This window comes from Streptomyces sp. NPDC043908 (genome assembly GCF_056435525.1).
In genome coordinates, this window is record NZ_JBWKEI010000001.1 from 766,447 (window position 1) to 780,162 (window position 13,716).

The window sequence follows — 13,716 nt, forward strand, 5'->3', positions numbered from 1 at the left end:
CCCCGTGCAAGGGGTGGTGCGCGGGCGGACAACAGCGGGTGCGCGGCCGGTCCTAGCGTGACGGGCATACCGCGCCGCCACGACGCGCGGACCAGTCGACCCGAAGCGAGGAAGCGCCCCCATGCCGTACATCACCGTGGGCCAGGAGAACACCAACCCCGTCGAGCTGTACTTCGAGGACCAGGGGACCGGGCAGCCGGTCGTCCTCATCCACGGCTTCCCGCTCGACGGCCGCTCCTGGGAGCGCCAGAGCGCCGCCCTGCTCGACGCCGGCCACCGCGTGATCACCTACGACCGCCGCGGCTTCGGGCAGTCCTCGCAGCCGACCACCGGATACGACTACGACACCTTCGCCGCCGATCTGAACACCGTGATGGAGACCCTCGACCTGCACGACGCCGTTCTCGTCGGCTTCTCCATGGGCACCGGCGAGGTCGCCCGCTACCTCTCCACCTACGGCTCGGGCCGGGTCGCCAAGGCCGCCTTCCTGGCCTCGTTGGAGCCCTGCCTGCTCCAGAGCGACGACAACCCGCAGGGCGTTGCCCCGCAGGAGTTCTTCGACGGTGTCGTCGCCGCCGTCAAGGCCGACCGCTACGCCTACTACACGGCCTTCTTCAACGACTTCTACAACCTCGACGAGAACCTGGGCACCCGCATCAGCGAGGAGGCCGTCCGCAACAGCTGGAACACCGCGGCCCGCGGCGGCTCCTTCGCCGCGTCGGCCGCGCCGGCGACCTGGTACACCGACTTCCGCGCCGACATCCCCGCCGTCGACGTGCCGGCCCTGATCCTGCACGGGACCGCCGACCGCATCCTGCCGGCCGAGGGCACCGCGCGCCCCTTCCACCAGGCGCTGCCGTCGGCCGACTACGTCGAGATCGAGGGCGCCCCGCACGGGCTGCTGTGGACCCACGCCGAGGAGGTCAACACGGCCCTCCTCGCCTTCCTGGCGAAGTGACGCCGCACCGTTGACCCGCCGGGGTGACACCGGAAGCCCCCGGCGTCACCCCGCCCCCCGGTTCCCGCGCGGGAACCGGACGAGCTCAGGAGAGCAGACCCGCCATGCAGTTCGGCATCTTCACCGTCGGGGACCTCACCCCCGACCCCACCGACGGTCGCACGCCGACCGAGAACGAGCGCATCAAGGCGATGGTCGCCATCGCGCTCAAGGCCGAGGAGGTCGGCCTGGACGTCTTCGCCACCGGCGAGCACCACAACCCGCCGTTCGTGCCGTCGTCACCGACCACCCTGCTCGGTTACATCGCGGCCCGCACCGAGAAACTGATCCTGTCCACGTCCACGACGCTGATCACCACCAACGACCCGGTGAAGATCGCCGAGGACTTCGCGACGCTCCAGCACCTGGCCGACGGCCGGGTCGACCTCATGCTGGGGCGCGGCAACACCGGCCCGGTGTACCCGTGGTTCGGCCAGGACATCCGCCAGGGCATCAACCTCGCCAAGGAGAACTACGCGCTGCTGCGCCGACTGTGGCGCGAGGACGTGGTGGACTGGGAGGGCACGTTCCGTACGCCGCTCCAGGCCTTCACCGCGACACCGCGGCCCCTGGACGGCGTTCCGCCCTTCGTCTGGCACGGATCCATCAGGTCGCCCGAGATCGCGGAGCAGGCCGCCTTCTACGGCGACGGCTTCTTCCACAACAACATCTTCTGGCCGGCCGACCACACCCGGCGCATGGTGCAGCTCTACCGGCGCCGGTTCGCGCACCACGGTCACGGCCGGCCGGAGGATGCCGTCGTCGGCCTGGGCGGCCAGGTCTTCATGCGCAAGAACTCCCAGGACGCCGTACGGGAGTTCCGCCCCTACTTCGACAACGCGCCGGTGTACGGCCACGGCCCGTCGCTGGAGGAGTTCACCGAGCAGACCCCGCTGACCGTGGGCTCTCCCCAGCAGGTCATCGAGCGGACCCTGTCGTTCCGGGAGACGGTCGGCGACTATCAGCGTCAGCTGTTCCTGATGGACCACGCGGGCCTGCCCCTGAAGACCGTCCTGGAACAGCTCGACATCCTCGGCGAAGAGGTCGTGCCCGTGCTGCGGCGGGAATGCGCCAAGGGGCGTCCGGCCGACGTGCCGCAGGCTCCCACGCACGCGTCCCTGCGGGCCGTCCGGGAGGTGTCCGCCCCGTGAAGCTGACCGTCGTCTCCGCGGGGCTGAGCACCCCTTCTTCCACCCGGCTGCTCGCCGACCGGCTGGCCGATTCGGTCCGCGACGAACTCACCGCCCGGGGGCGGCCGGCGTCGACCGACGTGGTGGAGCTGCGCGAACGGGCCGGCGACATCGCCAACCACCTCGTGACGGGATTCCCGCCGCCGCGGTTGGGCGCCGCGATCACCACGGTGACGGCGGCCGACGGTCTGATCGTCGTGACGCCCGTGTTCGCCGCCTCCTACAGTGGTCTGTTCAAGTCCTTCTTCGACGTGATCGACCCGGACGCCCTCACCGGGAAGCCGGTCCTGATCGCGGCGACGGGCGGTACCGCCCGCCATTCGCTGGTCCTGGAGCACGCCTTGCGTCCGCTCTTCGCCCATCTCCGTGCGGTCACCGTCCCCACCGCCGTGTTCGCGGCGTCCGAGGACTGGGGCTCGGGCGGGGACGAGTACACCGACGGTCTGCCCGGCCGCATCCGCCGGGCGGCCGCCGAACTCGCCGCGCTCATGGCGGCGCGCCCGGTCGCGGAGGAGCCCGAGGACGACGTCACCGCCCTCGAACGGCAACTCGCCGACCTGCGCTTCGACTGAGGCGGGCGGCTGCGGGGCGCCCGACGGCCGGAGGGTTCATATGGTTCATACTGTTCCGCCGTACCGCATGAGGACCGAGCCCGTCCCGTGCGGCCCAGGCCGGCGGAGTGAGCGTGAACCAAGTGACGACGAGGACCGCTCGCGAGGAGCGGGACGGCCCGCGGGTACCGCTGCGCGGCAGGGACACCGAAATGGCGTTCATCGAGGCGCGGCTGGACGCGCTCGGCCGGGGTGAAGGCGGGATCGTCCGGGTCGGGGGTCCCGCCGGCATCGGCAGGTCCAGGATCCTCGCGGAGGCCGCGGCGGCCGCGCGCCGGCGCGGGATGCGGGTGTTCGAGGGGGCGGCGGAGCCCGACGAGCAGTTCGTACCGCTCGGCCCGCTCCTCGAAGGCGTACTCGGCGGCGAGGAACCGCTCTCGGGCGCTCAGCGCCTGCGGGATCTCGCCACGACACCCGGCCAGCGGTTCTGGCTGCTTCAGGAAATCGGGGAGCGGCTGCGGGAGGCAACGCGCACGGGCCCTCTGCTCGTCGTCCTGGACGACCTCCAGTGGTGCGATGACCTGACCCTGCTCAGCTTCCACACCCTCGCGGCGGGACTCTCGTCGCACCCGATCCTGTGGCTGGTCGCCGTGCGCGGCGGCAGCGTGTCGGCGGGCGTGCGGACGACCCTGGACAGGATCCGGCAGGCGGGCGCGCACGAACTGGTCCTCGGAGCGCTGGGGGAGCGGGCGGTGGCACGGATCACCGAGGACGTCCTGGGCGCCCCCGCCGGGCCGGATGTCCTCCATCTCGCCCACCGCGCCCAGGGGGTGCCACAACTGCTCATCGAGGTGCTCGGCTCGCTGGACGAGGAGGCGGTGACGATCGACGACGCCACGGCCGGGCTGTCCGCCGAAGTTCCCCCTCCCCGGGAGCTCCCCTCTGTCGTGCGCCGCCTCAATGAGCTGTCCGGTGAGGCGCGGGAGCTGGTGCGGACGGCGGCCGCCGTGGGCGGCCCCGTCACCGTCGCGCTGCTGGCCGAACTGCTGGGCAGGTCCTCGGCGGCGCTCATCACGGCGGTACGGGAAGCACTCGACGCCGACCTGCTCGCCGAGCACGGCGATCGCCTCGTCTTCCGCCACGACCTGATCCGCGAGGCGGTCGAAGCAGCGCTCCCCCTGTCCCTGCGTCAGGCCCTTCAGCGTCGGGTCGCCGGGCTGCCGCCGGGAAGCGCGGCCTTTCCCCTCGCTCGTCCGGCACGGTCGGCGGGGACAGCGGGCCAGGGAGACGCGGCGGAGGCCGAGCGGCTGCGCACCGCCGCGGCGGAACTCGCGGCCACCGCTCCCGGACCGGCCGCGGAACGCAGCCTCAGGGCCCTGGAACTCACCGCCGCGGACGCTGTGGAGCGGCCGCGAGTCATCGCCGAGACGATCCCGTTGCTCTGGCAGACGGGCCGGGCCGCCCAGGCGCGTGAGCTGGGATCCTCCGCCCTGGCGGCCGGCACCCTCGGGCCCGAGGACGAGGCGCGCATCCGCCTGGCCCTGGCACGGCTGGCCGTACCGTTCGACTTCTGCGAGGGGGTGAGGCAGGCCCGCGCCGGGGCGGCACTGCCCGGGATATCCGTGGCCGCGAGGGGACAACTGCTCGCCACGCTCGCCGTCTGCCTGTCGATGTCGGGCGAGCACGCGGCGGCCGAGGAGGTGGCCGCCCGGGCGTGGCAGAGCGCGGCGGCAGCGGGGGACCGCACCGCGGAGGCCACGCTGACGACGGTCCGCTCTGCCCTCAGCTTCCACCGCATGGACCTGACCGAGGCGTTCCGGCAGGCCGAGCGGTCCGCCGCGCTGGCCGACGCCCTCGGCGTCAGCACCTCACTGTGGGTGCCGGAGGCCCTGTGGCACGCTCTGCTGTCGCACACCGTCGGACGCACCGCACAGGCGCTCGCCGCCGCGGAGGAGGGCATCCGGATCACCGGGGAGCAGGGCCGGACGGCCGCCACCCGTATGTGGCTCATGACCCGCTCCCGCATCCTTCTGGAAGCCGGACGGCTGACGGAGGCCCGGGCCGACGCCGAGGCCGCGTCCGAGGCGGCCGACGGTCTCGGCCCGGGCAGCCTTGCCGACGTCACGATCCGCTACGTGATGATGCGCGTCGCCCTCCATACCGACGACCGGGCGACCGCACGAGCGTACGCGGCGGAGGCGAGGCGCATGCGCGGCGACGGCGCACCCGTCGTGCGGCACTTCGGCTCCTGGATGCTGGCGCTGATGGCCGACTTCGAAGGCCGGCCCGACCGTGCCATGGCCGAGCTCGACGACGTGATGGCGGCGCCCGCCGCGGACCGGCCCGCCTACGCCGGGTTGATCGATCCTGCGGACGCCCCGGTACTCGTCCGGCTGGCGCTGCGGGCCGGCGCGCACGAACGCGCCGCGCAGGCGGTCGTCCTGGCCGAACGGCGAGCGGCGCTCAACCCCGGCCTCACGTTCCTCGCCGCCACCGCCGCGCACGCCCGGGGCCTCCTCGACAACGACCTCGCCCCGCTCGTACGCGCCGTACGGCTCTACGAGGACTGCCCCCGGGTGCTGGCCCGGGCGTCAGCCCTGGAGGACGCCGGACGCAAGCTGGCGGCCACCCGCAGATCGGAGGCGGTGCCGTACTTCGACACCGCGCTGACGCTGTACGCGCGAGCGGGCGCCGAGCGGGACGTCGTACGCGTGCGCCGGCGTCTGCGGGCCGCCGGTGTCCGGCGCCGGCCCTCGACGTCCGGGCCCGGCGGCGCGTGGCCCGAGCTGACGGCCGCGGAGACACGGGTCGTACGGCTCGTGGCCCGCGGGCTGACCAACGGGCAGGCCGCCGAGCACCTCTCCCTGTCACCGCACACGGTGAGTTCCCACCTGCGCCGGGCCTTCACCAAGCTCGACGTCACCTCGCGCGGGGAGCTGACCCGGCTGGTCGAGCAGCGCGACAGCGGAGAGTAGTGGCTTCGTATCGCACGAGGGTGCCAGGGCAATGGACGATTCGTGGGATGTGCCGGCGTCGCCGCTTCCTCAAAATGATCAAGAACTGCGGAACGGAGAAGTCCGCGGGAACCCTGGTCGAAAGAGGAACAACGCATGACCGCACGGCTCGAGCGAGCCCGCCCCGGCAGCCCGGAGCTCCAGGCGCTTGTCGACGAGCTCGCGGAGCGGCTCGGCCGGTCCGTCGCCGTCGACGACCCGCTGGTCCGCATGGTCTGCACGAGCCGCCACTTCGGCGACGAGGACCCGGTACGCATCACCACCCTGTTGCAGGGGCGCGCCGACAACGCGGCCATCCGCCACGTCCTCGCCCAGGGCGTGACCCAGTGGTCCAGGCCCGGATTCATCGACGGCCGCGACGATCTCGGACTGCTTCCCCGCTACGTCGCGCCGCTGCGCCGGCGCGGGCACCTCCTCGGGCTGCTCGTGGTGGTCGCGCCCGAAAAGACGCTGCGGGAGCGGGAGATCGCTGCCATCGCGCATGCCGCGGATGCCATGGCCGCCCAGATGTACGGGGAGCACGTCGCCGCCGACCACCAAAAGACGGACGAGCGGGACCTGGCCCTCGCACTCGTCGGTGGTGACGTCGCCGCACGCACCACCGCGCGTCGGCGCGGCCAGGAACTGGGGCTGCTCGGGGCGGCGGAGCACGTCCTGGTCACCGTGGTCCAGCTGAGCTGCGCGACCGAACTCGTGCGGCAGTCCGAGGCCGCCCTGGGGGCGGCGCTGGAAGGGTTCCGCCAGACCCGCTCCGCTCAGGGTCTCATCGCGATCGGCAAGGAGCGGGCGATCCTGCTCCAGCTCCGTGACCGGCCGCCGGGCCCGGACGAGGTCGCCGCCCAGTCCGCGCGCATCCTCGCCGACCTGCGCACCTTCCTGGACCCGTCGGCGGACCCCGTGATCGGCGTCGGTGGCCGGCACGCCGGCCTGGACGACGCGTGGACGTCGTACGACCAGGCTCTCGTGGCGGCCCGCGCCGCCCGCAGGCTGCCCTCTTTGAACAGCGTCGGCGACTGGGAGCTCCTGGGGGAACTCGCCGTGCTGCTGCAACTGCCCGAGCACGCCCTGAACACGTCGCTGGTCCCCAAGCCGCTCCGCACCTTGAGCGAGGCTCATGGCGGCGACCGCCTGCGGGAGACGCTGCGGTGCTTCCTCGAACACGCGGGATCGATCCGCGGGACCGCGGACGCGCTGGGCATCCACCGCACCTCGCTCTACTACCGCCTGCGCCAGATCCAGGAGATCACCGGACTGGACCTCGACAACGGAGCCCACCGGCTCACCCTGCACCTCGGCCTGCGGATCGAGGAACTCCTCGGCCCGGGCGACGACCGCGCCGCCTGAACGCGCCCTCGCTTCGACAAAGCGAGGAGGATACGCGGCCCGATTCCTACAGCTCGCGGTGGTGCGGGCGGCGAGCCCCATTCGATGATGTCCCGGACGGCGGGAACGGTATGTACCGCCTCTGACCAGGGGAGAGGTCATGGAAGAACTGATCACGACGGATGGCGTCCGGCTCGCCTACCAGGACAGCGGCGGCGACGGTGTGCCGCTGGTGATGCTGCACGGCTGGGGGCAGACGCAGGCGATGTTCCGCCACCAGACCGAGGGGTTGGCGCCCGGCCGTCGCGTCGTCACCGTCGACTTCCGCGGCCACGGGAAGTCCGGCAAACCGTCTCACGGCTACCGCGTCGCCCGGCTCTCGCGCGATGTGCTCGAACTCGTCGACCACCTCGGCCTGGCCCGTTTCGACGCACTGGGCTGGTCCATGGGCGTCTCGGTGTGGTGGAGCTTCATCGACCAGTACGGGACCGGACGGATCCGGCGCTTCGTCGCCGTCGACCAGCCCGCGGCGGTCGCCGCCGTGCCCTGGATGACCGAGCGGGAACAGCGCGAGTGCGGTGCCATCTTCGACGTGTCGGGGCTGCTGTACCTGGGTGCGGCACTGGCGGGGCCGGAGGGCGACACGGTTCTCGCCGACTTCGTGCGCGGCATGTTCTCCGGCGAGTCCGACCCCGAGATGCTGGCCTTCGTCGCCGAGGAGGTCAGGTCGACACCCGCCTACGCGGGCGTACCGCTGCTGTTCGACCACTGCGCGCAGGACTGGCGTGACGTGCTGGCCCGGATCGATGTGCCGACCCTGGTGATCGGCTGCGAGGGAAGCCATGTGCACCCCGATTCGCAGCGCTTCGTCGCTGAGCGGATTCCCGGCGCACGCCTGCACGTGTTCGCCTCCGACGTGGCGAGCTCGCACTTCCCCTTCCTGGAGAACGCGCCGGCCTTCAACGCGGTGGTGGAGAAGTTCCTGGCCGAGGAGCCGGCGACGGGGGCGTGAACCCCGTCCTGCTCCGCACCGACCCACGGCTAGGAACCCCCATGACTCCCACACTGATGCCACCCGCGCCCGAACAGGTATCCCGGCACGCGCCCGATCCGACTCCGCCCGCCTCCCGTTCGGGGTGGCTGGTCCAGATGCTTTCCGCCATGCCGGACACCGACGACCCCAACCACGTCTACCTCGGCGTCCACGTCCGTGGCTCCGTCACCGCCGTCCACGGGCGTGCCACGACCCTGCTGGAGCCGAACGACCTGGTCTTCTGCGACCCGGCCCGGCAGCACCTCCTGCGGTTCGACGAGGACTCCCAGATGCTCTTCTTCCGGGTGCCCCGCTGCTATCTGGGCGTGAGGGAGGCGGAACTGCACCAGGTGCTCGGCGTGCCCGTACGCGGCGGGGAGGGGATCGGGGCGCTGACGTCCGACTTTCTGACCGCGCTCGCCGCGACGGCGGAGGTGCGTCGGTCCACGATCGGGGACCGGTGTGCCCGCACGGCCGTGCACCTCCTTTCCGTCCTGGTCGTGGAGCTCCTCGAAGCGGACACGAAGGACGAGGCCGACGACGTGTCGGCGGCCGGCAAGGAGATGTTGTCCCGTATCCGTGCCTACATCGAAGAACACCTGATGGACCCGGACCTGTCCCCGGAGTCGATCGCACGCGCCCACCACATCTCCGTCCGCTACCTGCAGAAACTCTTCCAGAACGATGGCAGTACGGTGAGCCACTGGATACGCCGGCGCAGGCTCGAAGTCTGCCGGTTCGAGCTGGGCCGCTCCCACCGGAGAACCACCATGGCCGCGGTGGCGAACCGATGGGGCTTCAGCAGCCCCTCACACTTCAGCCGCACCTTCCGCGGCGCCTACGGCATGAGCCCCAGCCAATGGCAGGCGCTGGCGACCTCGGCCTTCGCACCGGCCGACGCCGGGGCCCAGGAAGGGCGCATGAGCCCGATACGGAGAAGAGAACTCGCATGAGCAACCCCACCGTCGTTCTCGTGCACGGTGCCTTCGCCGACGCGACCGGCTGGATAGGCGTTATCTCGGAACTGCGCGGCAGCGGGATCCCCGTGATCGCGCCGTCGAACCCGTTGCGGGGCCTGGCGTCGGACGCCGCCTATCTCGCCTCGGTCCTGGCGCAGATCGAGGGACCGACCGTCCTCGTGGGCCATTCGTACGGCGGTGCGCTGATCACCGTGGCCGGCGTCGCGGAGAACGTCGTGGGGCTCGTCTACGTGGCCGCCTACGTGCCCCACGAGGGCGAGAGCCTCGGCGAGCTCGACGGCAGCTTCCCCGAGTCCTTGCTGTCCGGCAGCCTGAAGGAGTGGTCGTACCCGCTCCTCGACGGCGCCTTCGGGGTCGAGGTCACCATCGAGCAGGCGGCCTACCCCGGCGTCTTCGCGGCGGACGTGCCCGAGGACGTGGCCGGCGTCCTGGCGACGACCCAACGCCCGCTTGCCGCGGCCGCGTTCACCGAGGGCGCGTCAGCGGCGGCCTGGCGCACGAAACCGTCCTGGGCCCTGGTGGCCGGGGCGGACCGCGCGATCAGCCCCGAGGTCCAGCGCTTCGGCGCCGCACGGGCGGGAGCGGTCGTCGTCGAACTCCCGCACGCCTCCCACGCCGTGGTCCTGTCCGAGCCCACCCGGGTCGCCGCTCTGATCAGGGACGCCGTACGGGCGACGAGCTGACCGGGGTCATCGCCCCATCAGGGCCTCGCTTCTCAGGGCGTCGCGCAGGTCCTGCAACCCGGTGACGAGGGCCAGACCGGTTTGGTTGATGGGGGAGAGGCGGTCGATGACGGCGCGGCTGCGGACGGTGTCCTCCGCGTTGATGCGCTCCATGATCTGCGCCAAGGTCGACTTCAGCCGGGCCTGGTGTTGCAGGTGATGGTGCTCGACCGCGTCGATCAGGAGCCGGCCCTGGCTCTGGGCGACGCTGTCGAACGCGCTCCGCGCCTGCTTCACCTGTTCATCGATCATGTCCTTGCGCTCCTGGCGCGCCTTTTGGATCTTGGACTCGCGGTCCTTCAGGACGTCGGTGACTTTGGCGATGGCGATGGCGGTGAGGACGGCCGCTCCCGCCGGGACCGCGATGGTGGCGAGACTGAGGCTGGTCGTGAGCCACACCGCGCCGGCGGCGATGGGGCTGGCGACCCCGAGGGTGTTCGCCGCGGCCTGCACCAGCCCGTAGGCCGTCAGGGGCTGGCGGCCGTCGGTGTGCATGGGGAAGTAACTCGTGTCGAGCGGTTCGGGAGAGACCAGTTGGGCACCGGTGTCCACTCCGAGATCCGCCCGGATCAGCTGCCGGGCGGACGCGTCGAGCGTCTCCAGCTCGCTCGCCCACAAGGTGGCCGGGCCCGTGGGTGACGTCATCCATTGGCTGAACAACTGGACCTGGAGCACATCGACCTCGTTGGCGTGCTCCGCGCTCAGGTTGCCCCGGTCGATCAGGGGGTCCAGTTGCTGGTGCAGTTCCTCGGACAAGCGGGCGAACGGCCCGCGCGCCGTGCGGATCCTGCGTTGCAGCTCGCGCCCGAGGTCGGTGCGGATGTGGTCCAGGGCGCGCTCCGCGCCTCCGATGCGCCGGCGCAGGCTCTGCTGCTGGACCTCGAGGTCCTCCACGGCCAGCTGGTGGGTGTCGAGCATGTCGGCGAGCTGGCGCTGGCGGCGGCGCACGAGCCAGCGGGCCTCGTCGGCGACCTGGCGCAGATGCGTGTGTCCGGCGCCGGACTCCATCAGGCCGCGCAGGTGATCGCGCAGGGTTTCCATGCCGCTGAGCCGCGCGAGGGTGCCCCCGTCGTTGCCCTGGGCGTTCTGGAACTCCGCCTCGGCTTCCCAGGCGGCCGACACCGGCAGGAATCCGTCTCCGATGAACTGTCCGCCCGGGGCGCCGAAATGGGTACGGAGGTAGGCGTTGTTCGTGGTCAGCACGCTCTTCCAGGCAGCCTGCCCCTGTTCGCGCTGGGTCGCCAGGTCGATCCCCGTCAGGACCCACAGCACCTTCTTGTTCGCGTTGCTCTGCATGTGGTGGGCGTACAGGTCCCGGATGAGCTGCAGTTCGTTCGCGGTGAGGGCCGAGGTCGCGTGACTCACGTAGACGAAGCAGTCGGCCCGGGCCCAGGCTTCCCGCATGATGATCTCGTGCTCTTCGATCGGTGACTCCGAGCCCGGCAGGTCGAAGAGCTTGACCGGGAGCCGGGCATGGGAGATGAGTACCTCGATCGACTCCACACGGCGGTTGATGTGGTCGCGGCGCCGGTTGGTCACATCGCCGTCCACCGCCCCGTACGCGCTGACCACCGCGGGCGGCAGGTCCGTACCGATGTCCTCCGCCCGGCCGTCGGTGAACCGCACGCGCAGCGTTGCCCGGCCCGGGACCTGGTCGAGGGAATCCTCTTCCACCGGGATCACCGTGCACGGGCATGCTGTGGTCGGGCGTGCCGAGGACGGAAGGACCCCCAGGAACTCCGCCGAGGGCATGCCGTCCTCGTCGGTGATCGGGATGTACTCCAGGCCGCCCTGCAAGCCGCTGATCAGGAAGCTTTTTCCCGAGGACTGCCGTCCCAGCAGAGCCACGTTGAGCATGGACGACAGCACGCGTGTACGGAGGGCTTCCAGCCGTGCGGCGTCGTCGGTGAGCCCGTCCGCGTCGGCGAGGAGATCGCGCACCCCTTCCTCGTCGCACAACCAGCGCTCGCACCGGCTCAACAGGTGCTTCAGTTCGTCCCGGGCTTCCTCGACGGGCATCATGCTGTACTTCTACCGCAGGACGCCGCCGCACATCTGCGAAACCAGTCGAAGCAGCACCATCGGGCGGGGATACGGCAGCCGGTGGTCACGGGTGAGCGACTGCCCTCTCCAAGGCCCGCTCCACTCCGTCAGCGTGCCCGCTCCACGCGGCGCTCGTCCCACACCGGCTCCGGCGTCTCGCGTACCCGGCCGTCGCTGCCGAACACCAGGTAGCGGTCGAAGGACCGGGCGAACCAGCGGTCGTGGGTGACCGCCAGGACCGTCCCCTCGTACGCCTCCAACCCCTCCTGCAGTGTCTCCGCCGACTCCAGGTCCAGGTTGTCGGTCGGCTCCCCGGGCCAGCAGCTCCCGGTCGTGCGAGACGAACAGCACGGTCTTGCCGGTCTCCCCGAGGCGCTCCTCCAGCCACCGTTTGCCCGGGACGTCCAGGTAGTTGTCGCGCTCGTCCAGCAGGAGCACCTGGTCGGGACCGCGCAGCAGCGCCTCCAGGACGAGCCGCTTCTGCTCACCGCCCGAGAGCGTGCGGATCTGACGCCACTGCGCCTTCTCGTACGGCAATCATTTATGTGGCGGTCGACTCGTCCGGGGCGCTCCAGGGAAACGTCGCCGCCGGGCCCAAGAAGGGCGACCCGGTGAAGCTCATACCGCTGTGCGCCAAGTCGCCCGAAGCGTTCGGCTTCATGCTCGACGAGATCCCCCGCCTCTTCGGTAACCTGGGCCGGAAGCTCTACACACATCTTCCGGCGTCGCCCGCGACCACTGCTCTCATGCGGCCGTGAGGTGACACGTGATCAGTGACGTCGGCCCGGAGCGCTACGAGCGGATCGTGGCACAGTTGCGTGAGGCGATCGGGGCCCGTTCGAGGGTGACCGCCTCTGCGGGCTTTCACACCCCGAGCCGCAGCTCCCAGGTGTCCACCGCGTAGTGCACGCCCATGCCGTGGGACTCGTACAACCGCAGCGCTCCCGTCACGTTTTCGGTGTCGACGCCCAGGCCGACCGTGTCGCGGCCGCGCCGCGCGTACACGGCGAAGGCATGGCGCAACAGGTAGCTGCCGAGTCCGCGGCCGCGGGCCTGTTCCAGGACGCCCAGGGTGCGGATCCAGCCCATGCCCTCGCGGTCGTCGCGGGTGATCAGGACCGCCGCGTCCCCGATGCCGTCGACGGCCGCGATCCACACCAGGGACCAGTCCGTACCTGCGTGCGGGGCGATCCGGCCCAGCCACTCCTCGTACCCCTGCGGGCGGAAGTCGAAGTGGCGGGCGAAGGTCTGCTGGTGCAGGCGGTGGGCGGTGCGGCGGTCGGTCTCGTCGGCGCACGGGCGCAGCCGCACCCCGACCGGCGGCTCCGGGACCGGGTCGTTGTCCGGGGAGACCGGGCGGGTCAGCACGTGGTACCGGCGCACCGTGCGCCAGCCGCGCCCGGCGAGCAGCGCGGTGTCGAGGGTGGGGGCCGCGTTGAGGTGCAGGTGGAGTACGGCCTCACGTGCTCCCGCCTCCCCGGCGAGCTCGCGCGAGCGGGCCTCGGCCAGGTCCAACAGGCGCAGGCCCGCGTCCTGCTGGTCGGGCAGCACGTAGTGGTCGATGTCGACAGCGCCGTCCGCACTCACGTCGAGGACCGCCGCGTACGCCACGGTGCGCCCGGCCTCGACGGCCACCCAAGCCTCGCGCGCCGTGGCGAGGTCCTCCTCGACCTCCTTCAGCGCGGTCTCGGGCGCACCGATCTCGATCTCGTCGACCGCGTTCAGCAGTGCACATACTGCGGGCGCGTCCTCAATCGCCGCGGTCCTGACCCGACCCCCGTCATCCATCCGCCCACTGTCGGCGCCAGTTGGCCCGCGCCGCAACGCATTTACCGCCGGACGCCGAACGGGTGCCCGGAGCGC

General features: G+C 71.5%; 11 protein-coding genes and 1 pseudogene. 9 read left to right on the forward strand and 3 right to left on the reverse strand.

Features of this window, described 5'->3' with window-relative positions:
- Positions 1-121: 121 nt before the first annotated feature.
- The 8 genes from AC069K_RS03570 (at position 122) to AC069K_RS03605 (ending at position 9,771) form a co-directional block, all read left to right on the forward strand.
- The gene (locus AC069K_RS03570; RefSeq protein WP_478611738.1) at positions 122-958 is read left to right on the forward strand and encodes an alpha/beta fold hydrolase; all 837 of its coding nucleotides are present in this window, start codon (positions 122-124) and stop codon (positions 956-958) included.
- A 104-nt stretch (positions 959-1,062) separates the two neighbouring features.
- Entirely contained in the window at positions 1,063-2,148 is a 1,086-nt protein-coding gene (locus tag AC069K_RS03575; RefSeq protein WP_478611740.1) for an LLM class flavin-dependent oxidoreductase, read from the forward strand.
- Entirely contained in the window at positions 2,145-2,759 is a 615-nt protein-coding gene (locus AC069K_RS03580; protein WP_478611742.1) for an FMN reductase, read from the forward strand. The genes AC069K_RS03575 and AC069K_RS03580 overlap by 4 nt, the downstream gene beginning before the upstream one ends.
- A 122-nt stretch (positions 2,760-2,881) precedes the next feature.
- Positions 2,882-5,713: a helix-turn-helix transcriptional regulator gene (locus tag AC069K_RS03585; RefSeq protein WP_478611744.1), complete on the forward strand. Its 2,832-nt coding sequence runs from the start codon at positions 2,882-2,884 to the stop codon at positions 5,711-5,713.
- Positions 5,714-5,848: 135 nt separating this feature from the next.
- Complete coding sequence (locus AC069K_RS03590) at positions 5,849-7,096, forward strand: PucR family transcriptional regulator (protein ID WP_478611746.1); 1,248 nt, start codon at positions 5,849-5,851, stop codon at positions 7,094-7,096.
- Between the two features lie 139 nt (positions 7,097-7,235).
- Positions 7,236-8,087 carry an alpha/beta fold hydrolase gene (locus AC069K_RS03595; protein ID WP_478611748.1) on the forward strand — a complete coding sequence of 284 codons (852 nt, stop codon included), beginning with the start codon at positions 7,236-7,238 and terminating at the stop codon, positions 8,085-8,087.
- 41 nt (positions 8,088-8,128) lie between these two features.
- Positions 8,129-9,061, forward strand: coding sequence for a helix-turn-helix domain-containing protein (locus tag AC069K_RS03600; protein ID WP_478611750.1), 933 nt, complete (start codon positions 8,129-8,131; stop codon positions 9,059-9,061).
- Positions 9,058-9,771 carry an alpha/beta fold hydrolase gene (locus AC069K_RS03605; protein WP_478611752.1) on the forward strand — a complete coding sequence of 238 codons (714 nt, stop codon included), beginning with the start codon at positions 9,058-9,060 and terminating at the stop codon, positions 9,769-9,771. The genes AC069K_RS03600 and AC069K_RS03605 overlap by 4 nt, the downstream gene beginning before the upstream one ends.
- 6 nt (positions 9,772-9,777) lie before the next feature.
- On the opposite strand, the gene AC069K_RS03610 is transcribed toward AC069K_RS03605, so the two are convergent.
- Both AC069K_RS03610 and AC069K_RS03615 read right to left on the reverse strand, forming a co-directional pair.
- A complete protein-coding gene (locus AC069K_RS03610) occupies positions 9,778-11,832 on the reverse strand; it encodes a dynamin family protein (RefSeq protein ID WP_478611754.1) in 2,055 nt (684 codons plus the stop codon).
- Between the two features lie 128 nt (positions 11,833-11,960).
- Positions 11,961-12,164: pseudogene (locus AC069K_RS03615) on the reverse strand (ABC transporter ATP-binding protein); the annotation flags it as partial.
- Positions 12,165-12,398: 234 nt separating this feature from the next.
- On the opposite strand from AC069K_RS03615, the gene AC069K_RS03620 reads away from it, so the two are divergent.
- Entirely contained in the window at positions 12,399-12,611 is a 213-nt protein-coding gene (locus AC069K_RS03620; protein ID WP_478611756.1) for a hypothetical protein, read from the forward strand.
- Between the two features lie 106 nt (positions 12,612-12,717).
- Here AC069K_RS03620 and AC069K_RS03625 read toward each other — a convergent pair whose 3' ends face one another.
- Positions 12,718-13,641 (reverse strand): GNAT family N-acetyltransferase, encoded by a 924-nt coding sequence (locus AC069K_RS03625; RefSeq protein WP_478611758.1) that lies wholly within the window; start codon positions 13,639-13,641, stop codon positions 12,718-12,720.
- Between the last annotated feature and the right edge of the window lie 75 nt (positions 13,642-13,716).